Genomic DNA, 20,344 nt, shown 5'->3' on the forward strand with positions numbered 1-20,344 from the left:
CTGTGTGTTTTATGTTTAGTCTTTTTTCTTCTTTTTCTTCTTGTCTTTTGATTTGACTTTTTTGACTTTTTTAGGATTTAAGACCTCTTCTGCATACTCAAATTTCGGTTCTTCAATTTTAGCAGGAACAATCTCTATTTTAAGATCAAAATAATTTTTCAGATCATTCTGGGATATTAATTTCTCGTTATATAAAAAGTCCAGAATTTCCCTCCCTGAATCATTGAAAAAATTATGGGAAAGCTCTTTCAGTAGAAATTTTCTGTATTCCTCAGAAGGAACAACTACGGTATATTTAAAGATTCTACCTTCTTTTTGAGTGGTGATATATCCCTTTTCCACTAATATTTTCAGGTAAGTAGAAACGGTATTCTGATGCGGCTTCGGTTCAGGATGCTGCTCCATAATGTCTTTAAGATAAAAAGATTCAAGCTTCCAAAACAGCTTCATAAAATTTTCCTCAGCAGCGGTAAGATGATTTATTTTCATAGAATTCTTAATGTTGAAATTGTATATTGCAATAAAGATAGATAAAAGATACCAAAAATGCTATTCCGGCGCCCATAAATACTTCCTTTACGGTATGTCTTTTTAAAATAATTCTTGTAATTCCCACTAAAGCAGCAATTCCCAGCCATATCAATCCGGCTTTCCAGTTCAGTGTGAAAAACAAGGCGGCAACAAATACATTAAAGGCTGTATGCATCGAGCTTTTAATAAAAAAATTACTGATCTGCATCGTGAAAATTAAAATAAGAATAAAGAGCATTACAAGATCTATATACCCGTTTCTGAAATAGCTGAAAATCAGATAAACGATGACACAGGCGGCAATAAAGATATATAACGTTTTCCGTTGAACACGGTCAGAGACATCCATATTAGTGTATCTTCCGGTCTTTACATTCCATACCAGCCATATTACTACCGGAGCAATGATCATTAATAATATAGGAGCAAAGTAAAGAATAGAGTCTTTCAGTGAATATTCCCTTACACTCATATAAATGAAGAAAATAAATAAAGAAACAAGTGGATTAAAAAAATCTGAGATAATTTTTGAAATTTTATGTACCAGTAAAGGCTGTTTTTCTTCCATGTTCAAGTTTAAAATTCAAATATAACACTATAAGCAAAAAAACAATTAGTATGTATACGATAAAAACAAAGTTTTTTTTATAATTTTGCTCAAATATTCATCATAAAAAAGCAAGAGCTAGCACATGAAAGAATTTTCTAAAGAGATATACCTGAAGTGGTATGAAGATATGACAATGTGGAGAAGGTTTGAAGACAAATGCCGTTCTCTTTATCTAAAACAAAAGATCAGAGGTTTTTTACATTTGTATAACGGTCAGGAGGCTATCCCTGCCGGCTTCACGCATGCAATGGATTTAACGAAGGATAGTATGATTACTGCTTACAGATGCCACATCCATCCAATGGCGATGGGAGTAGATCCTAAGAGAATCATGGCTGAACTTTGCGGTAAAGCTACCGGAACGTCCGGAGGTATGGGTGGTTCTATGCACATTTTCAGCAAAGAACACCGTTTCTATGGTGGACACGGTATCGTAGGAGGACAGATTCCTTTGGGAGCTGGAATTGCTTTTGCAGATAAGTATTTTGACAGAAAAGCGGTAAACATCTGTTTCTTCGGAGACGGAGCAGCAAGACAGGGATCGCTTCACGAAACATTCAATATGGCGATGAACTGGAAACTTCCTGTCGTATTTGTTGTTGAAAACAACCAGTATGCAATGGGAACTTCTGTGAAAAGAACAGCCAACCATGAAGATATCTATAAATTAGGATTAGGATATGAAATGCCTTGTCTTGCAGTAGATGCAATGGATCCGGAGAAAGTAGCGGAAGCTGCTTACGAAGCGATCGAAAGAGCAAGAAGAGGAGATGGACCTACTTTCATTGAAGCCAGAACATACCGTTACAGAGGACACTCTATGTCTGATGCTGAACCTTACAGAAGCAAGGAAGAAGTAGCTATTCATAAGAATGATGATCCGATGGAACTGGTAAAACATAGAATTTTGGAAAACGGATGGGCTACAGAAGCTGAATTGGAAGTGGTAGACAACAAATCAAGAGATTTTGTGGATGAGTGCATCGAATTCATGGAAAACTCTCCATATCCGGACACAGACAAAATCTATGAATATGTGTATGCTCAGGAAAATTACCCATTCTTAGATAAATTAGAAAACTAAAATAATTTGCTGATCAGATGATAGATGATGTGTTAATTCAATATTCACTGTTCTTATCATCACATCATCACATTAACAAATTAATACAATAAATTATGGCAGAAGTAATTACGATGCCCCGCCTTTCCGACACTATGACGGAAGGTAAAGTGGCGAAATGGCATAAAAACGTAGGAGATAAAGTAAAAGAAGGAGATATTTTAGCCGAAATTGAAACAGATAAAGCTGTTCAGGATTTCGAATCTGAAATAAACGGAACTCTTTTATACATTGGTGTAGACGAAGGATCTGCTGCTGCTGTAGACTCTGTTTTAGCGATTATAGGAAATGAGGGGGAAGATATTTCAGGATTAACCGGTGGAGCTGCTGCTCCTGCTGCAGGTGGTTCTGAAGAAAAAAAATCTGAAGAAGAATCGAAAACAGAAAATAAGGTTACCAGCGTAGAGCAAACTACTGCGGAGGTTCCGGCAGGCGTAGAAATTATTACAATGCCGAGACTTTCTGATACCATGACCGAAGGTAAGGTAGCGAAATGGCATAAAAATGTAGGCGATACCGTAAAAGAAGGTGATCTTCTTGCTGAAATCGAAACAGATAAAGCAGTTCAGGACTTTGAATCTGAATTCAATGGAGTCCTATTGAAGCAAGGGGTAGAAGAAGGCGGTGCAGCTCCTGTAGATTCAGTTTTAGCGATTATCGGACCGGAAGGAACAGACGTTTCTGCGGTTGGTGCTCCAAAAGCAGCTGCTCAGTTCACTGAAAAACCTGCTGAACAGAAAACTGAAGCTAAAGCAGAAGAAAAAGCAGCACCGGCTGTAAGTTCTTCTTCTTCAGACAGAGTAGCAATTTCTCCATTAGCTAAAAAAATGGCTCAGGACAAAGGTGTTGACATCAACAGCGTTAATGGGTCAGGAGAAAACGGAAGAATCGTTAAAAAAGATATTGAAAACTATCAGCCTTCCCAGGCACAGGCTCAGCCTTCTGTTTCTGCTCCGGCAGCAGCTCAGGTTGCACTGAGTTTTGTTCAGGGTGAAGATACAGAAACACCAAATTCTCAGGTAAGAAATATTATTGCAAAACGTCTTGCTGAAAGTAAATTCTCTGCTCCTCACTATTATCTGATGGTGGAGATTAATATGGATAAAGCGATTGAGGCCAGAAAAGAAATCAATTCTTTACCGGACACTAAAATCTCTTTCAATGATATGATCATTAAAGCGACTGCTGTTGCTTTAAGAAAACATCCGCAGGTGAATTCAAGCTGGGCAGGAGATAAGGTGATCCACAGAGGAAATATCAATGTAGGTGTAGCAGTAGCTATTCCTGACGGATTAGTAGTTCCTGTACTTAAAAATACAGATCAGATGAACTACACTCAGATTTCTGCAGCGGTAAAAGATATGGCGACAAGAGCTAAAAATAAAGGCCTTAAAGCGAATGAAATGGAAGGTTCTACATTCTCAGTTTCAAACTTGGGTATGTTCGGAATTGAAACATTTACAAGTATCATCAACCAGCCGAACTCTGCGATCCTTTCAGTAGGAGCGATCATTGAAAAACCGATTGTTAAAGACGGTCAGATCGTAGTAGGAAATATCATGAAGCTTTCTTTAGCATGCGACCACAGAGTGGTAGACGGTGCTACCGGAGCTCAGTTCTTACAGACTTTAAAAACATATCTGGAAAGTCCTTTAACGCTGTTACTGTAACAGTTCAGATTGTAAATATTAAAACCTCTCGCTTTGAGAGGTTTTTTTGTTTAAACTTATCAATAAATTTATTCAATACAGGCCTTAAAAGTTTAATTAATTAAAGTATTTGTTCTGTAAAGTATAAAAAAATTTAATTTATTATTTTTTGCTTTAATTAATTATGTTTTTATTTTGGTAATTGCTATTTTTGAATCATGATTAAAGCGAGTAATATCCATAAATCTTATGGGAATTTAGAAGTACTGAAAGGAGTTGATATTCACATTAAAACGGGTGAAGTGGTTTCCATTGTAGGCGAATCCGGAGCGGGAAAGTCTACATTGCTTCAGATCTTAGGAACTTTGGATCACCCAAGCAATTCCAGTAAGTACAATACGGAAATTAGCATTGCAGGAGAGTCTTTCATCAATATGAATGATAAGCAGCTTTCCAAATTCAGAAACCAGAATATCGGTTTTGTATTTCAGTTTCACCAGCTTCTTCCGGAATTTACGGCTTTAGAAAATGTACTGCTTCCTACAAAAATAGGAGGGGCAAACGAAAAAGAGGCTTTAGACAAAGCATATGCTTTATTTGAAGATCTTAGAATAGAGCAGAGGCTGAATCATAAGCCCAACCAACTATCTGGGGGAGAAGCGCAGAGGGTAGCGGTAGCAAGAGCTTTGATTAATTCTCCAAAAATTATTTTTGCTGATGAACCTACGGGTAACTTAGATTCGAAAAATGCTGATGATCTTCACAGATTATTTTTTGATCTGAGGGATAAATATAACCAGACTTTTGTCATTGTAACACACAATCCAAACCTTGCTGAAATCACTGACAGAAAATTGGTGATGAAAGATGGAATGATCATCGAATAAATCCCTATTACTCTTAATGAAAAAGTTTATTTTCCTGTTCCTTTTTGTTATTACCTGCTCCAAAGCTGAGTCTCAGGAAAATAATACGTCGGAGATCCTTCCGGCGGCAAAAATTTTGGAAATTAAAAACTTTGTAAAGGGAAAAAATTATAATCAGGATATAGCCGTTTTTATTAATTTTAAAACCTATTCCGGGAAATACCGTTACTTTGTTTACGATTTAAAAAACAATAAAATATTGCAAAAAGCAGTTGTTTCCCATGGTTCAGGCTCAGTTGTCAAGAACTCAGATGCTTTGAAATTCAGCAATACAGAAGGATCATATCAGTCCTCACTGGGAAAATATGAAATCCTCAATAGCTATAGCGGGAAATTCGGAAAAGCTTACAGGTTGAATGGCCTGGATGACGGCAACAGCAATGCGATGCAGCGGGCAATCGTGCTGCATTCATTAGGATGTGTTCCGGATCAGGAATCCCAAAATCCAGCCTGTTTGAGTTTAGGATGTCCTATGCTTTCTCAAAATGCACTGATTCAAACGGCTAAGTATATTGATCATTCAAAACAGCCTGTTATCATGTATGCATTTTATTAAATTTATCCAAATGATTTAAAGGCTATAATTTGTAACTTCATCTCTAATCTCTAATCTCTAATCTCTAATCTCTAATCTCTAAAAGATGACCATAAAATTACTTGCTAAAGACGACAGACCCCGGGAGAAATTTTTACAGAAAGGTAAAAGTTCACTTTCTGATTCTGAACTTTTAGCGATTATTATGGGAAGCGGAAGCAGGGATGAGAGTGCGTTGGAATTGGCGAGAAAAATTCTATCATCGGTAAATAACAGTTGGCACCAGCTGAGTCTTCTTTCCAGTAAAGAACTGATGAAATTCAAAGGAATAGGGGAAGTAAAAGCTCTTTCCATTATTGCAGCATTAGAAATAGGAAAAAGAAGAGCGGTTCAGGAAATTCCTGACAAACCGGTAATTTCCAACAGTAAGGATGCCTATTTTATCCTTAAAAACCAATTATCAGACTTAAGAACTGAAGAATTTTGGGCTTTATTTTTGAATCAAAGCAATAAAGTTGTTCATACTTCACAGCTGACCCAAGGGGGAATAAGCCAGTCGATTGTAGATGTAAGGGTTTTATTTAAAACTGCTTTGGATCACTTCTCTACAGGAATTATTATTGCCCACAATCATCCGTCAGGAAGTTTAAAACCCAGTAAAGAAGATATTAGCATTACCCAAAAAATAAAAGAAGCCGGAAAAACATTAAGCATACAGCTTTTAGACCATATTATTATCACACAGGATACGTATTTTAGCTTCTCAGATGAAGGATTATTATGATTAGAAGAGTGAAATATAAAGAGATTGATTTTAAAAAATATACTGACTGTCTCGAAAATTCAGAGCAGAGAAAATACTCAGCATCGAAAGATTACTTAGATGTGACGACCAACAAACTGTGGGAGGTTTTAGTTTATAACAATTATGAGGCTGTTATGCCAGTTCCTTTTGTCCTCAAAAAAGGAATCAAAATAGTACATAATCCATTAATGTGCCAGCAACTTGGGATTTTTTCGGCCAAAGATGATAGGAAAATCAATGAAAAGTTTCTGCATTTTCTTCAAAAGAATTATCTCATAAAAGTTTATTATTTTAACGAAACCAATACTTTTGATTCAAAATTAGATACAAAGAAAAATTTCCTTTTATATCCTGGTAATTACACTGAAGTTTTTGCTAAATATTCGCCCAAAAGAAAGAGAAAATTGCGATTGGATGATGAAGTAGTACAAAATTCAGAGATCAAAGAGATCAGTTATCCGGAAGCGAAAAAATTTATAGAGGCTCATGTGGTAGGGCTGGATAAGGAAAATGATTCAGTCGCTTTACTGAATACCCTTGAAGCGTTTTATTCATTAAAACATTTAAAATTTCTGGCTTTTTACTATCACCATGAGATCACGAATATGATCGCTACCTATTCAGACTATGATACAATTGCTCTTTTAGGAACTTTTAATAACAAGAAATACATTAAAATGGCTGGAGCGTCTACCTTAATAGACCAGGTGATCAAAGAAAATATAGACCACTGTATTTTTGACTTTGAAGGCGGAAATCTTCCCAGTATTGAAGAATTCTTCCGAGGCTTCAGACCGGAATTAAAACCTTATACCGTAATAGAAAATTCACAGAAAACTCTTGTCAGAAATTTTGCTTCATTGATGATGAGGGGGAAGTTTTTTTAGGATTATTATCATGTATTAATTGTTATTTAGAAAGGTTTTAATTAGATATTATTTGTTACCTTTATCAAGTAATTACTACTAATAATTCAGCTATGCTTAAGCAGATCCGTTACTATAAACTGCCCTATGTCATTTATAATTTTTTTAATAAGAAAAAATTACAGCATAATATTTCCTTATACAAGAAATACGGTATCAATAAAAGTTATTTTTCCAGCATTTCCAGTGCAGATTTTGCCCACCTTCCCGCTTCAGAAAGAACGATTGCTCAGGAAAAACTGATCAACACTGAATTTTTCAAAAACTTATCTTCTGAAAATAAGGAAAGTGCCTTACAGTACGATGATAACGGGTATATGATCTTAAGAAATTTCATCAGCACAGATGATGCAGACAAGATCAATACTGAAATTGAAAAACTGATGGAAAACGGCACGCTGAAATTTATTTACGGCGGAAAACTGATGTTTGCCATCCACCATTCTGAGATTATTAAAAATATTGGTAACAATAAAAACCTGTTGGATTTTCTGTCTGTACTTTTAGATGGTAAGGCCAAACTTTTCCAGAGTATTAATTTTATCAACGGCAGTCAGCAAAAAACACACTCAGATAGTATTCATATGACGACCTATCCGCTTGGTGGACTTTTAGGAGTATGGGTCGCTCTGGAGGATGTGGATGAAACTAATGGGGCACTGCATTATATTCCCAAAAGCCATAAACTTCCTTATTTTCTGAATTCTGATTATGAAAATGAAGGAGATGCTTTACGTCTTGGCAAAAAAAGCTACAAGGCTTATGAAGAATTTTTAGCAGATAAAGTCAAGGAATTAGGGTTAAAAAAGGAAATTTTTAAAGCGAAAAAAGGAGATATGCTCATATGGCATGCCAATATTCTTCATGGCGGAGAGCCGCATACCGATAAGAACAGGACCAGAAAAAGTCTTGTGTATCACTTTTTTGACGAAAACAGCGTATGCTATCATGAAGTAACACAGAGACCGGCTTTATTTGAATTATAATCTAATTTTTTTCTAGAAAATAATAAAACAGTTGAATAATAACAGTTGAACGAATAGTTTTTTTACTTTTGCATTCTTAGTCAGAAAACAAAAATGTAAATGAAAAAAACCGGAAATATTCTTGTTTTTATTTTTTCAATCTATTTATGCCTGATGTCATACTATCTGTATACCCATCAGTATTACAACGTAGATCTGGAGGCTTATATAGGGCTTATTTACAAAGCAGAATATCCTGATATGAAAATAGAGGATATCCATAAAAAGGTATATACGGAATTAAAGGGAACCAACCCTAAGCTTTTCGGGATTACTCCTCAGGATGAAGAAATTGCAAAAGGGGAGAACACCTATTATAAAGTCCTTTCAGAAAATCCTAAAGCCTACGGAGAGGAACTGCAGCTGTTTTCAGTAAAGCCTTTTTATAATTTTGTTAATCTGATGTTCTTTAAATTAGGTTTTAAAATGACAACCTCTGTATTTTTAACCTCTATACTTTCTTATGTATTGATATTGATTGTCATATTCTGTTATCTGATCAGAATTGTAAGAAATTATCCTTTAGCATTCATTATAACCATCCTAATATCTTTGTTCAAACCGCTTTTGGAAGCCAGCAGACATGCCTCGGCCGACAGCTTATCCTGTTTATTGCTTTTGTTGAGCCTATATGCCTTTACAGTAAGGAAGAATCATCTTGCGGCTACGGTTATTGCGATGCTTTGTGTTTTAACAAGACCAGAATATTTTATTTTGTACTCCTTCCTTTATATGGTGGCTTATTTGTATAAGAATATGCTTCAGATCAAAGCGACGCATCTGTTTTTGTCCTATGGCTATGTCTTTCTTTCCTTCTTTCTGATACAGTATTTCAATCAGATCTCCTGGTCTACTTTATTCATGAATCAGTTTACGAAAGTTCAGATTTACCCAATATCCAACCCGGATTCTTTTTACTTTCCGGATTATTTAAACTTTATCAAAAAGTCAATGCCGTTGGAGTTTAACGGTTCGTATTTTCCGCTGCTACTTATATTCATTGTGGTAATTATGGCGAATAAATTTTCTTTGAACAGTAAGAAAAATTGGGCGCAATGTCTGTTTTTCGGGGCTATTTATCTCTCCGTATTTCTAAGATTCTTGGTTTTTCCTAGTTTGGCAAACAGGATGATGATCGGTTTTTATCTCATCATTATACTGTCTCTGATTTATATTCAGAATTCTAAGGCCAATATATTTAAAAACTCTTTAGAAGCCGGAAAATAATTAGTAATTTTGCGGTCTAAAATTATGGCTAGTTTTTCAGGATATTTACCGTATGCTTTTGCATTGATTATCGCAATCCCTTTTCTGGTTTTGCTGAGACAATTTGTACATTCGTACATTACCCTTAAAAATCAGGAGATCAAGCTTCTTTCTGTAAAATCAAATGCTGAAAATAAAGCGCATTCCTATGAAAGGATGACGCTTTTTCTAGAGCGAATAAAACCATCAAACATTATCCAGAAATTTGATAAAGATCTGGCAGTGCATGAGTTCATATTTCTGACTGAAAAGACCATTAATGATGAGTTTGAATACAATTCGTCACAGCAGCTGTATATTACAAAAGCTTCTTGGAAGAACATCGTAGATTCTAAAAATGCTTTGATAGACTTACTTCACAAAACCTATGATGGACTGAATGGAAATGCAGATCTTGAAGAATTCAAAACCATTTTCATCATGAACTATATGGAAAGCGATGATTATATTGCTGCCACAATAGAAGACCTTAGAAGAGAAATTTTAATTATAACTTAAAAAATAACAAATAAATAATGATTCCAAATTTTAAAGCACATCCATGGCATGGGGTTTCTGCAGGAGAAGATGCGCCAAATGTTGTAAACGTATTCGTGGAAATCGTTCCTTCAGATACAATTAAATATGAAGTAGATAAAGAAACAGGATTTTTAAAGGTAGACAGACCTCAGAAATTTTCTAATATTATTCCCGCTTTGTATGGGTTTGTTCCAAGAACATATTGTCACAATGAGGTAATGAAACTGGCTGTAGAAGCTGGAGCTGATGATGTGACGGAAGGAGATCATGACCCGCTTGATATTTGTGTATTAAGCTCTCACAATATTCATTCCGGAGGATTATTAATGGAAGCTATTCCAATCGGTGGATTCAAAATGATTGATGGAGGTGAAGCGGATGATAAAATCGTTGCAGTAATGATCGGTGACCATGCTTTCGGACATTTCAGAGATATTGCTGAGCTTCCTGAAGCAGAAGTTAAAAGATTGATGCACTATTTCCTAACGTACAAGAACTTACCGGATGAGCCTGCAAAATGCAGAATTCATGAGGTTTACGGAGCTGAGCACGCTAGAAAAGTGATCATCGCTTCTCAAAAAGATTACGCAGAAAAATTCGGAGGCTAGACAACAGCATTCCAAAATAATAATAAAGGCAGATGAGTTTTCATCTACCTTTTTATTTTTAAAATAGAAAATTTCTGAAGTATATCAATCTACATCAGCCTATCCATACCAGATAGACAATAAGAAATGCTGAAAAGATGAAGTAAATTAATGCTTTCATACCATATTCTGTTTTGTGGTGTTCTTTAAATCTACGAAAAAGATATTATAAAACAAGGTTTAATAAAACCATGGAATTTTTGTTATATTTATAAAACTAATTACTATTTATTAATATAAAAATAATAAACTATGGATTTGTTCTATTTAATTCCGGTTTTTGGCGTTGTCGCCTTATTGTATACTTTCCTGCAGAGTAACTGGGTAAGTAAGCAGAATGCCGGAAATGAGAAAATGAAAATAATCAGCGGACATATCGCTGACGGTGCCATGGCCTTTCTAAAGGCTGAGTACAAGATTTTAACCTATTTCGTAGTGGTAGTGTCTATACTGCTTGCTGTGATGGGATCCAGTAATGCCAACTCTCACTGGAGTATTGGGGTTGCTTTTGCCGTTGGAGCCGTATTTTCTGCTCTCGCAGGTTTTATCGGAATGAAAATCGCTACCAAAGCCAATGTGAGAACCGCAGAAGCTGCAAGAACTTCACTTTCCAAAGCTTTGAAGGTTTCCTTTACAGGAGGTTCTGTAATGGGAATGGGGGTTGCCGGACTGGCAGTTCTGGGTTTAGGATCTCTTTTTCTGATCATTAAACAGATCTTTGCTCCGGAGGCAACAGTCGATTCGCATGAAATGGAAAAAACAATTGAAATTCTTACCGGATTTTCTCTGGGTGCAGAATCCATTGCACTTTTTGCAAGAGTAGGTGGAGGAATCTACACAAAAGCTGCCGATGTAGGAGCAGACCTCGTAGGAAAAGTGGAAGCAGGCATTCCCGAAGATGATCCTAGAAACCCTGCTACGATTGCTGACAACGTAGGTGATAATGTAGGAGATGTGGCAGGTATGGGAGCCGATTTGTTCGGTTCGTACGTCGCAACGGTGTTGGCAACAATGGTTTTGGGTAGAGAAACAATGTCTGATGATTCGTTCGGAGGATTTGCACCTATTCTCCTTCCGATGCTTATTGCAGGAACAGGGATTATTTTCTCTATGGTTGGAACTTTATTTGTAAGAATTAATGATAATGAAGGTTCGTCTACTTCCAGCGTACAGAATGCCCTGAATCTGGGGAACTGGGGAAGTATCGTGATTACAGCTATATCCTCTTATTTTCTGGTGAACTATCTTCTTCCTGAAAAAATGACGCTCAGAGGTCATGAGTTTACTAAAATGGGGGTTTTTGGAGCTATAATGGTAGGACTTGTCGTAGGAACCTTGATGAGTATCATCACAGAATATTATACCGCGATGGGTAAAAGACCCGTTGCCAGTATTGTAAGACAGTCTTCTACAGGACATGCAACAAATATTATCGGTGGTCTGGCTGTAGGAATGGAATCTACATTGCTTCCGATCTTGGTACTGGCAGGCGGTATCTACGGATCTTATTTATGTGCCGGACTGTACGGAGTAGCCATTGCAGCAGCCGGAATGATGGCAACCACCGCTATGCAGCTTGCCATTGATGCTTTCGGGCCGATTGCAGATAATGCCGGAGGAATTGCTGAAATGAGTGAACTTCCAAAAGAAGTCCGTGAAAAAACAGATATCCTGGATGCCGTTGGAAACACAACAGCAGCCAGTGGGAAAGGATTTGCGATTGCTTCTGCAGCATTGACGGCGCTTGCCTTATTTGCAGCCTTTGTAGGCATTGCTGGCATTGACGGTATTGATATCTACAGAGCCGATGTTCTGGCAGGATTGTTTGTAGGGGGAATGATACCGTTCATATTCTCATCCCTTGCGATTACAGCAGTAGGACAGGCAGCAATGGCTATGGTAGAAGAGGTAAGAAGGCAGTTTCGTGAAATTCCGGGGATCTTGGAAGGAAAAGCACAGCCTGAATACGAAAAATGTGTAGCGATCTCCACCGATGCATCCATCAGAAAAATGATGCTTCCGGGAGCGATTACCATTATTTCACCAATTTTAGTCGGTTTTATTTTCGGACCTGAAGTCTTAGGAGGATTTTTGGCTGGTGCTACCGTATGTGGCGTTCTGATGGGAATGTTCCAGAATAATGCCGGAGGCGCGTGGGATAATGCTAAAAAGTCATTTGAAAAAGGTGTTGATATTAATGGTCAGACGTATTACAAAGGTTCAGAACCTCATAAAGCTTCCGTTACGGGAGATACAGTGGGAGATCCGTTTAAAGATACTTCAGGACCATCAATGAATATCCTGATCAAGTTGATGTCTATTGTTTCATTGGTGATTGCACCAACATTGGCCGTGATACATAAAGATAAAATTGAAGCCAATAGAAAGGCTAAACTGGAAAGCCTGACAAAAGCGTATAATGCCAGCTCATCTACAGCGTATGCAGGGATTCAGGCAACACCTGTGTCTCCAAAAGAGGTTAAAGGACAACTTAATGAAAACGGAGATTTTGTCTATGAGACCGGAACCATCCAGGAAATAAAACTGAAAGGAGGAAAAACCATCACCTTGGGAGAAGGAAGCAGATTATTTCAATTGTATAATGCGGTGAATCAAAAAGATAAAACCGTCGTAGATCCTAATAACTGGTACACATTAGAAAATCTTTATTTTCAAACGGGATCAAGTGACCTGAAAGCCGGTTCGGAATTACAGCTGAATAATCTTGCAGGAATTCTAAATGCCTATCCTGATTTGAAAATAAAATTAGGAGGGTATACCGATAACACGGGTAATGAAGAAAGCAATCAGAAGTTATCCAATCTAAGAGCTCAGACGGCAAAACTGAAGCTTCTGGAATTAGGAATTTCCTCAGACAGGGTAGAAGCGGAAGGCTATGGCTCGCAGCATCCTGTTTGTGAAGCAAATGATACCGATGAGTGCAAAGCTAAAAACAGAAGAATTGATGTAAGAGTTCTTGCTCTTTAAAATCAAATCAACAGATATCCAAAGCACCGCCCAAGGCGGTGCTTTTTTATGAATATAAAAACTTTGTAGGTCAAATAAGGGTAGGTAGTCTGTGAGAAATCTAAGGGGTAAAAACAGAATGTTTTTCCTGCTTAAAGATTTCTTTGCAGATGTTCCAGAGCATGGATGATCAATTCATCTTTTTTAGCAAAACTGAACCGTACATAATCTGAGTTCTGGCGTGAATTATAAAATGCAGAAAGAGGCAGACAGGATGTTTTTTTCTCTACGGTCAGCCATTTTGAGAACTCCACATCCGTCATTGTTTTTGAAACATTTCTGAAATTAACGATTTGAAACACGCTTCCTTCGGCTTTTCTTGTGGCTTCTAATGGCGTGAATGCAATCATTTCGTTAAATATATCTCTTTTGTGCTGCATTATGGCTCTGTTTTCGGATGAATCAAATACTTCCAGATATCTGGCCAGGGCATACTGAGCGGGAGCACTGGCGCTATAAGAAATATACTGCTGATGGCATCTGAATTTTGCGGTCAGATCTTCAGAAGCCAGCAAATAACTGACTTTCCAGCCGGATGTATGGAACATTTTTCCAAAAGAGAAAATACAGAACGTTCTGTTTTTCAGTTCAGGATGCAGAAAAGAACTGTAATGTTCAAGTCCGTCATAGCAATAGGTATCGTAAATTTCCTCTGAAAGCAGATAAATTTCCTGATGCTTTATCAATTCATACAGCTGATTCCAGTCGCTTTGTTTCAGGATTGTACCCGTAGGATTTTGCGGGGAATTCACAATGACTGCTTTTGTTTTTTCAGAAATACAGCTTTTAAATTTTTCCCAGTTGATGGTAAAATCATGTTCAAGATCATAATAGATAGGAATGCCACCGTTTAATACAACAGAAGGTCCGTAAGTATAATAGGAAGGCTGAATAATAATCACTTCATCTCCTTGATTTAAAATAGATTTAAGGGCGGTATATAAAGCAAAAGTTGCACATGGAATGATGGTGACCTCATTTTCCTTAAGCGTAATGCTGTTGGCCCTTGTCGCATTGTAGGTAATAATATTTTTTATCAGTAAAGGATTTCCTGCAAGCGGCTCATATTGATGACACTGATGATCTGCAGCTTCTTTTAAAAATAATTTAAGACGGCTGTCAATCTCAAAATCGGGAAGTCCCAGAGAAAGATCAAAACTATTATGTTTTGTGGCAAGTTCAGACATTTCCGTGAAAAAGGAATAATGTGTAAATCCGTAAATTTTTTCCATCTATTTTGTAATTATATCAAATATAAGGAAAATAAGTATTCATTAAATCTGACAAATCATAGATTGCAAAGTGTTATCTTTAAATGTATTCTGATATACTTTCTCATTAAAAAAATTGATGAACTAAACATCAATATGTATTTCTCCTTTTAAAAAAATAACTGCATTGCTTTTGATTATTGTTTTTTTATCTTTCAATTCAACCTCCATACTTCCCGTACGGGAAGAACTTTGAAAAGCTTTCAGAATTGTTTTATTAAGTTTTAATGCCCAGTATCTGCATAAAAAACTCTGTACACCACCGGTTGCAGGATCTTCATCTGAACCTGACCAGGGCCAGAAATAACGGTATTCAAAATCATAACCAGGCTTTGATGAAAGGGAAGTAACAAGAACCCCACTAAAGGAACTTTTGATACTTCTTAAGACATTAAAATTAGGAGCCAGACGTTGCAATTCATCACTGCTTTCTATTTCTGCCATCAGAATATTATGGTCCTTGTTATATTCACAGTTAATAATATCCTTAATGCCGATAGCGGTTTTTATTTCTTCAGAAAGAACTGCTTTTTCAGTTTCATGCACCGGGAAAAACATTTCAATGTGCGAAAGTCTTTTAAATACTTCAAGAACTTGCCCAAAATGAGTGTTAAAAATAACCTTGTTCAGCTCAGGAAATTCGTTAAACAAAGCTTTTGCTGATGCTAAAGTAGCATGTCCACATAAAGGAATTTCAGTAACAGGAGAAAAGTAGCGTATTGAGTAGACATCGGTTTGTTGATGGACGACAAAGGCTGTTTCCGAAAAGCCAAATTCCTTTGCCATATTAATCATATTATTTTCACTGATTGGATGTTCCAGAATACAGACTCCGGCCTGATTTCCTTTAAATAGGGAATCTGTAAATGCATCCACGATAAATGACTTGATCCTCATAACTTTTAACATTTAGACCTACAAAGTAAGCTTAATTAGAAATTGAAACTGATTTGTTTATTCTATGATTGCATTTGTATTTCTATATTTTATTTTAATCAGTTCTTTTCAAAATGACTTATCGAGATCAGATAATTTTAATTGCAATGTTTTTTATATTGTGATTTAATAGAGTTACCAGAGCATCTACATTCAATAAAATTTGCTATTTTTAAGCAAATTATTATCATATGAAAAAAATACTTATCCCGTTGTTGGGCCTGGCTGTAATGGTCAGTTGCAGAACAACGAAAACTTCCGAAGGAGCTTTAGCCCAGTCATCATCTGTAACAAATCCTGACAAAGCATTTCTGTCTGCATATAAAACGATTAAAGCTGATGAGTTAAAGAAAAACTTATATGTTATCGCTTCCGACGAAATGGAAGGAAGAGATACAGGAAGTCCGGGGCAAAAGAAAGCGGGTGAGTATATGATTAATTATTATAAAAGCTTAGGAATTACTCCTCCAAAGGCATTAGGATCCTATTACCAGAAGGTTCCTGCTGAATTTATGAAAAAAAGAGGTGGCGGAAACCTTCCTGATTCTGAAAATATTCTTGCTTTCATTGAAGGAAGTGAAAAGCCTGAAGAAATAATAGTGGTTTCTGCCCATTACGACCATGTAGGAACTAAAAATGGAGTAGTGTACAACGGAGCTGATGATGACGGAAGCGGAACTGTAGCGGTTATGCAGATTGCAAAAGCCTTTCAGGAAGCTAAAAAGGCTGGAAAAGGGCCAAAAAGATCCATTCTCTTCCTTCATGTAACAGGAGAGGAGCATGGTCTGTTTGGGTCCGAATACTACACCAGCAACCCTGTATTTCCACTTGCCAATACAGTAGTTGACCTGAATATTGATATGATTGGCCGTGATGACGCTGAAAACAGAGGAAAGCAGTACGTTTATGTGATCGGTTCCGAAATGCTGAGCTCACAACTGAAGGTAATCAATGAAACCGCCAATAAGAAAACGAACAATTTGGAATTGAACTATAAATATGATGATCCGGCAGATCCGGAGCAGCTGTATTACCGTTCAGACCATTATAACTTTGCTAAAAACAATGTTCCGGTAGCCTTTTTCTTCGATGGTATCCATGAAGATTATCACAAACCGACAGATGATCCTGAGAAAATAGATTATCAATTATTGGAGAAAAGAACACAGCTTGTTTTCGCAACGGCCTGGGAGATTGCCAATAGGACGGAAAGAATTGTGGTAGACAAGAAATAATGTATAGCGTTGGATCATTGCAAAAGCGTAAAGGGAATTACTTTAAATAATAAATGTTAATATCTTGTAAATCAATCGTTTTTATTCGAAGAGAATACCTCTAGGCTTTGCCTCGGGGTAAGTGAGGAAAAGCTTGAAAAACGGATGGTTTTTCATAAAACTAAAAATAAATTCTCTTCCGTTGAATACTTCGGGGCTCTGCCCCGGGGAGTATTTATTTTTTTAAGGATGTGATTTTCCAGCAGTATGCAGTTTTATTGGAGATAAAATTCTTGCGCCTTAAAACCATGAGGTAAATTAAAAATTGCGCTTTTGCGTTGATCAACATACACTATATTCAATAGAAACGGGCTTTAGCCCGTTTTATAAAAATAGTCAACAAGAATATGGCTTTAGCCAAAATTGTAATAAAATTACAGTAAGTTTTAATTATATTTTTCAATGAACACAGTTATCCGTGAAGCCAGACCAGAAGACATTTCACAAATACAGGTCGTAAGAAACTCAGTGAAAGAAAATATGCTTTCCGATCCTGCACTGGTAACCGATGCAGACTGTGAAGAATTCCTGTTTGAAAGAGGAAAAGGTTGGGTATGCGAAATAGAATCCCAAATTGTCGGTTTCTCCATTGTAGATCTGAAAGAAAATAATATCTGGGCCCTTTTTTTACATCCTGACTTTGAAAAACTCGGCATTGGAAGGAAACTTCACGACATCATGCTCGACTGGTACTTTGAGCAGACCAAAGAAGATGTCTGGCTGGGAACTGCACCAGGAACAAGAGCCGCAACGTTCTATCAAAAATCCGGATGGCAGGAGACAGGAACCCACGGAAAAGAGATCAGGTTTGAAATGACATTTAATAACTGGAAAAGTATACAATCGTGAAACAAGGGGTAAAATCTATCAGACCGTTTATTGGAGCTGAAAATTTTGAGATAAGCAGAAGTTTTTATAAAGACCTGGGATTCGAGGAAGTGATTTTGGAACCCAAATTATCGCTATTTAAAAAGCAGGAAACCGGGTTTTATCTTCAGGATTATTATACTAAAGATTGGGTTGACAATACCATGATCTTTATGGAGGTCGACAATACAGATGATTTCTGGAAAGAACTTCAGACTTTACATCTTCCAGAAAAATATGAAGGCGTGAGACTTACGCCTGTAAGAACTATGGAATGGGGAAAGGAATGCTTTGTACATGATCCGTCTGGGATTTTGTGGCATTTTGGTGAATTTTTTTAATGAAGAAGGGAAATATGATTTACGCTTTTGATACTTATTATTATGAGGATTATGCGAACACCGTTTGTATCGCATTTGAAGACTGGACTTCCGAAAAAGAATCTGAAATTTTTATTGAAAAAACAGACATCACCTCCGACTATGAGAGTGGTGCATTCTATAAAAGGGAATTACCCTGCATTTTGAGCCTGCTGAAGAAGATCGAACTAAAAGAAGGAGATCTTATTATAGTAGATGGCTATGTTATCCTTGACAACGACGGGAAAATGGGACTTGGAGGCTATTTGTACAAAGCTTTGAACCAAAAATATCCGGTCATCGGGATTGCAAAGAACGAATTTGCATCACCCGACTCCCAAAGAATAAGCGTGTTCAGAGGGGAAAGTAAAACGCCACTGTTTCTGACAGCAAAAGGAGTAGAGGCTGATCAAATACTTCCTAAAGTGGAGCAAATGTCCGGCTCTTATCGTATGCCAGCCCTTCTTAAAAAGCTGGATCAACTCTCCAGAACATAATCATTTTCATAAAATTATATATAATTTCAATGGTATTGCTCATTAAACTTTGATAACAGAAGTTTTCAATTGTCATATTATCAATGCATTAACTTGAATTGTTTGCGTGATTTTTAAATTATTCCGCAAAAGGTGACAAATATCATTCGTTTCTTATTTTTATTAATTCTAAATAAACATAAATTTGTCTCAAGAAAATAAGGAATAAATGAAGAAATTATCTACTCTATCTGCTGTGGTATTCTATATGATGATGAATGCACAGTATTGTACTCCGGCATTTCAATATGGAGCCGACAGCAATATGATCACCCATGTTAGCTTTGGGACGATCAATAATACGTCGTCTTCTCAGTCCGAAAGCGCACAGGTATATGAAGATTTTACTTTGATGTCTACTGACCTTCAGGCGGGAAACAGTTACCAGATCTCTGTAAAAGGGCCCTCCAGTACTTTCCCAAGTGACGTTGTTGTCTTCATTGATTTTAACAGAAACGGGAATTTTGATGATGCAGGAGAAAGTTTCAATATCGGAAGACTGGGAGCAGCTAATCCTTTCAATGCTATGACAATAACCGGTACTATTCTGGTTCCAGCTCATGCAGGATCCGGTACCACGAGAATGAGAGTGCTTAAAAATACCAATACCGCCGCTTATTCTGATCCCAATGCTGCCAATTCAATCAATACAGCATGTGATACGGGTTTAAGAGCAGGACAGACAGAAGATTATACCGTTAATATTGCAGGGAGTAATGTGGTTTTTCCTTCTCCATACTGCGGAGCTGAGAATGTAACAACCCTGACTGTCAGTGAAATTACAAAGGTAGAATTTGTCGGGATTTCCAGAGAAAGCCACATAGATGGGAACTCAGATGTAATCGAGAACTTTACAGGGACTGTTTTCAATGTGAACAGAGGAAGCTCTTACCCCATAACAATTACAGGAGGAACTCAGGGGCAGACGACCGTCTCGGCTTATGCTTACATAGATCTTAATCACAATAATGTATTTGATTCCAATGAAGTATTTAATCTGGGTTATCTAGATAATTCCGACCCAATTCCCGGCAGACAGTCCGGAGTAACGTCCGGTACGATCAACATTCCTGCTGATGCGCTGCTTGGACAGACTCGTTTCAGAATTGTGAAAGCTTACGAATCCAGCTCATGGATGGGAACACTGCAAAATCTTCCGTGTCCTTCCGGATGGTTCATCGGACAGGTTGAAGATTATACTTTAAACGTAAAAGCTGCAAATCTGGCGACATCAGAGGTAACAAAAAAGTCTTCTGCAAAAGTATATCCTAATCCTACATCAGGTTCTTTAACAGTAAAAACTGAGGCTGGATTGGAGAAATACGAAATTTACAATCTGGCAGGTCAAAAGCTGACAGAAGGCACATCTGACGTAATCAATATGGAAAGTCTTACCTCAGGAACTTACCTGATTAAGATCTACACCAGAGATAAAAAAAGCATGACTGAAAAAATCATCAAAAAATAAGAACACTTATCTAATCATATCCATATCAATTTTTGTTTTTTAGA

20 protein-coding genes are annotated in these 20,344 nt (G+C 37.0%); 16 read left to right on the forward strand and 4 right to left on the reverse strand.

The features are described from left to right. Positions 1-15 precede the first annotated feature (15 nt). A complete protein-coding gene (locus tag HHL23_RS07740) occupies positions 16-489 on the reverse strand; it encodes a BlaI/MecI/CopY family transcriptional regulator (RefSeq protein ID WP_169234237.1) in 474 nt (157 codons plus the stop codon). A gap of 7 nt (positions 490-496) precedes the next feature. Continuing rightward, positions 497-1,099, reverse strand: a complete 603-nt coding sequence (locus tag HHL23_RS07745) for a phosphatase PAP2 family protein (RefSeq protein WP_169234238.1) — start codon at positions 1,097-1,099, stop codon at positions 497-499. A 124-nt stretch (positions 1,100-1,223) separates the two neighbouring features. On the opposite strand from HHL23_RS07745, the gene pdhA reads away from it, so the two are divergent. The 11 genes from pdhA to HHL23_RS07800 all read left to right on the forward strand — a co-directional run bounded on the left by pdhA (position 1,224) and on the right by HHL23_RS07800 (position 13,550). Then, complete coding sequence (gene pdhA, locus HHL23_RS07750; protein ID WP_169234239.1) at positions 1,224-2,225, forward strand: pyruvate dehydrogenase (acetyl-transferring) E1 component subunit alpha; 1,002 nt, start codon at positions 1,224-1,226, stop codon at positions 2,223-2,225. A gap of 95 nt (positions 2,226-2,320) precedes the next feature. Beyond that, entirely contained in the window at positions 2,321-3,934 is a 1,614-nt protein-coding gene (locus HHL23_RS07755; protein ID WP_169234240.1) for a 2-oxo acid dehydrogenase subunit E2, read from the forward strand. 197 nt (positions 3,935-4,131) lie between these two features. Then, positions 4,132-4,800 (forward strand): ABC transporter ATP-binding protein, encoded by a 669-nt coding sequence (locus tag HHL23_RS07760; RefSeq protein ID WP_169234241.1) that lies wholly within the window; start codon positions 4,132-4,134, stop codon positions 4,798-4,800. A gap of 16 nt (positions 4,801-4,816) precedes the next feature. Further along, positions 4,817-5,395: a murein L,D-transpeptidase catalytic domain-containing protein gene (locus HHL23_RS07765; RefSeq protein WP_169234242.1), complete on the forward strand. Its 579-nt coding sequence runs from the start codon at positions 4,817-4,819 to the stop codon at positions 5,393-5,395. 85 nt (positions 5,396-5,480) lie between these two features. Continuing rightward, on the forward strand, positions 5,481-6,158 hold the full coding sequence (gene radC, locus HHL23_RS07770) for a RadC family protein (RefSeq protein WP_169234243.1): 678 nt from the start codon (positions 5,481-5,483) through the stop codon (positions 6,156-6,158). Between the two features lie 8 nt (positions 6,159-6,166). After that, positions 6,167-7,066, forward strand: a complete 900-nt coding sequence (locus tag HHL23_RS07775) for a hypothetical protein (protein WP_317174675.1) — start codon at positions 6,167-6,169, stop codon at positions 7,064-7,066. A gap of 92 nt (positions 7,067-7,158) precedes the next feature. After that, positions 7,159-8,091 (forward strand): phytanoyl-CoA dioxygenase family protein, encoded by a 933-nt coding sequence (locus tag HHL23_RS07780; RefSeq protein ID WP_169234245.1) that lies wholly within the window; start codon positions 7,159-7,161, stop codon positions 8,089-8,091. A gap of 99 nt (positions 8,092-8,190) precedes the next feature. After that, positions 8,191-9,357: a hypothetical protein gene (locus tag HHL23_RS07785; protein WP_169234246.1), complete on the forward strand. Its 1,167-nt coding sequence runs from the start codon at positions 8,191-8,193 to the stop codon at positions 9,355-9,357. A 24-nt stretch (positions 9,358-9,381) separates the two neighbouring features. Beyond that, positions 9,382-9,894, forward strand: a complete 513-nt coding sequence (locus tag HHL23_RS07790) for a DUF7935 family protein (RefSeq protein ID WP_169234247.1) — start codon at positions 9,382-9,384, stop codon at positions 9,892-9,894. A gap of 17 nt (positions 9,895-9,911) precedes the next feature. Continuing rightward, complete coding sequence (locus HHL23_RS07795) at positions 9,912-10,523, forward strand: inorganic pyrophosphatase (RefSeq protein WP_076510188.1); 612 nt, start codon at positions 9,912-9,914, stop codon at positions 10,521-10,523. Positions 10,524-10,814: 291 nt separating this feature from the next. Beyond that, positions 10,815-13,550: a sodium-translocating pyrophosphatase gene (locus HHL23_RS07800; protein WP_169234248.1), complete on the forward strand. Its 2,736-nt coding sequence runs from the start codon at positions 10,815-10,817 to the stop codon at positions 13,548-13,550. Between the two features lie 131 nt (positions 13,551-13,681). On the opposite strand, the gene HHL23_RS07805 is transcribed toward HHL23_RS07800, so the two are convergent. Both HHL23_RS07805 and HHL23_RS07810 read right to left on the reverse strand, forming a co-directional pair. Beyond that, the gene (locus HHL23_RS07805) at positions 13,682-14,821 is read right to left on the reverse strand and encodes an aminotransferase class I/II-fold pyridoxal phosphate-dependent enzyme (RefSeq protein WP_169234249.1); all 1,140 of its coding nucleotides are present in this window, start codon (positions 14,819-14,821) and stop codon (positions 13,682-13,684) included. 123 nt (positions 14,822-14,944) lie between these two features. Next, entirely contained in the window at positions 14,945-15,757 is an 813-nt protein-coding gene (locus HHL23_RS07810; protein ID WP_169234250.1) for a PhzF family phenazine biosynthesis protein, read from the reverse strand. Positions 15,758-15,987: 230 nt separating this feature from the next. Here HHL23_RS07810 and HHL23_RS07815 point away from each other — a divergent pair, with 230 nt between their 5' ends. From HHL23_RS07815 to HHL23_RS07835, 5 genes are all read left to right on the forward strand, one after another. Next, on the forward strand, positions 15,988-17,031 hold the full coding sequence (locus HHL23_RS07815; protein WP_169234251.1) for a M28 family metallopeptidase: 1,044 nt from the start codon (positions 15,988-15,990) through the stop codon (positions 17,029-17,031). Between the two features lie 441 nt (positions 17,032-17,472). After that, complete coding sequence (locus HHL23_RS07820) at positions 17,473-17,919, forward strand: GNAT family N-acetyltransferase (RefSeq protein WP_169234252.1); 447 nt, start codon at positions 17,473-17,475, stop codon at positions 17,917-17,919. Then, on the forward strand, positions 17,916-18,278 hold the full coding sequence (locus HHL23_RS07825; RefSeq protein ID WP_169234253.1) for a VOC family protein: 363 nt from the start codon (positions 17,916-17,918) through the stop codon (positions 18,276-18,278). Before HHL23_RS07820 ends, HHL23_RS07825 begins: the two co-directional genes overlap by 4 nt. Then, on the forward strand, positions 18,278-18,793 hold the full coding sequence (locus HHL23_RS07830; protein ID WP_317174676.1) for an endonuclease V: 516 nt from the start codon (positions 18,278-18,280) through the stop codon (positions 18,791-18,793). The genes HHL23_RS07825 and HHL23_RS07830 overlap by 1 nt, the downstream gene beginning before the upstream one ends. Before the next feature lie 208 nt (positions 18,794-19,001). Next, the gene (locus HHL23_RS07835; protein ID WP_169234254.1) at positions 19,002-20,300 is read left to right on the forward strand and encodes a GEVED domain-containing protein; all 1,299 of its coding nucleotides are present in this window, start codon (positions 19,002-19,004) and stop codon (positions 20,298-20,300) included. The last annotated feature ends 44 nt before the right edge of the window (positions 20,301-20,344 follow it).

Origin of the sequence: Chryseobacterium antibioticum (assembly GCF_012927325.1) — a bacterium.
Classification (GTDB): domain Bacteria; phylum Bacteroidota; class Bacteroidia; order Flavobacteriales; family Weeksellaceae; genus Chryseobacterium; species Chryseobacterium antibioticum.

Bases quoted from the DNA above. Each gene is read 5' to 3' on its own strand.
- HHL23_RS07765 (WP_169234242.1), top strand. From the start codon at position 4,817: ATGAAAAAGTTTATTTTCCTGTTCCTTTTTGTTATTACCTGCTCCAAA.
- HHL23_RS07810 (WP_169234250.1), bottom strand. From the start codon at position 15,757: ATGAGGATCAAGTCATTTATCGTGGATGCATTTACAGATTCCCTATTT.
- HHL23_RS07805 (WP_169234249.1), bottom strand. From the start codon at position 14,821: ATGGAAAAAATTTACGGATTTACACATTATTCCTTTTTCACGGAAATG.
- HHL23_RS07745 (WP_169234238.1), bottom strand. From the start codon at position 1,099: ATGGAAGAAAAACAGCCTTTACTGGTACATAAAATTTCAAAAATTATC.
- HHL23_RS07790 (WP_169234247.1), top strand. From the start codon at position 9,382: ATGGCTAGTTTTTCAGGATATTTACCGTATGCTTTTGCATTGATTATC.
- radC (WP_169234243.1), top strand. From the start codon at position 5,481: ATGACCATAAAATTACTTGCTAAAGACGACAGACCCCGGGAGAAATTT.
- HHL23_RS07760 (WP_169234241.1), top strand. From the start codon at position 4,132: ATGATTAAAGCGAGTAATATCCATAAATCTTATGGGAATTTAGAAGTA.
- HHL23_RS07800 (WP_169234248.1), top strand. From the start codon at position 10,815: ATGGATTTGTTCTATTTAATTCCGGTTTTTGGCGTTGTCGCCTTATTG.
- HHL23_RS07820 (WP_169234252.1), top strand. From the start codon at position 17,473: ATGAACACAGTTATCCGTGAAGCCAGACCAGAAGACATTTCACAAATA.
- pdhA (WP_169234239.1), top strand. From the start codon at position 1,224: ATGAAAGAATTTTCTAAAGAGATATACCTGAAGTGGTATGAAGATATG.
- HHL23_RS07755 (WP_169234240.1), top strand. From the start codon at position 2,321: ATGGCAGAAGTAATTACGATGCCCCGCCTTTCCGACACTATGACGGAA.
- HHL23_RS07815 (WP_169234251.1), top strand. From the start codon at position 15,988: ATGAAAAAAATACTTATCCCGTTGTTGGGCCTGGCTGTAATGGTCAGT.
- HHL23_RS07785 (WP_169234246.1), top strand. From the start codon at position 8,191: ATGAAAAAAACCGGAAATATTCTTGTTTTTATTTTTTCAATCTATTTA.
- HHL23_RS07795 (WP_076510188.1), top strand. From the start codon at position 9,912: ATGATTCCAAATTTTAAAGCACATCCATGGCATGGGGTTTCTGCAGGA.
- HHL23_RS07780 (WP_169234245.1), top strand. From the start codon at position 7,159: ATGCTTAAGCAGATCCGTTACTATAAACTGCCCTATGTCATTTATAAT.
- HHL23_RS07830 (WP_317174676.1), top strand. From the start codon at position 18,278: ATGAAGAAGGGAAATATGATTTACGCTTTTGATACTTATTATTATGAG.
- HHL23_RS07835 (WP_169234254.1), top strand. From the start codon at position 19,002: ATGAAGAAATTATCTACTCTATCTGCTGTGGTATTCTATATGATGATG.
- HHL23_RS07740 (WP_169234237.1), bottom strand. From the start codon at position 489: ATGAAAATAAATCATCTTACCGCTGCTGAGGAAAATTTTATGAAGCTG.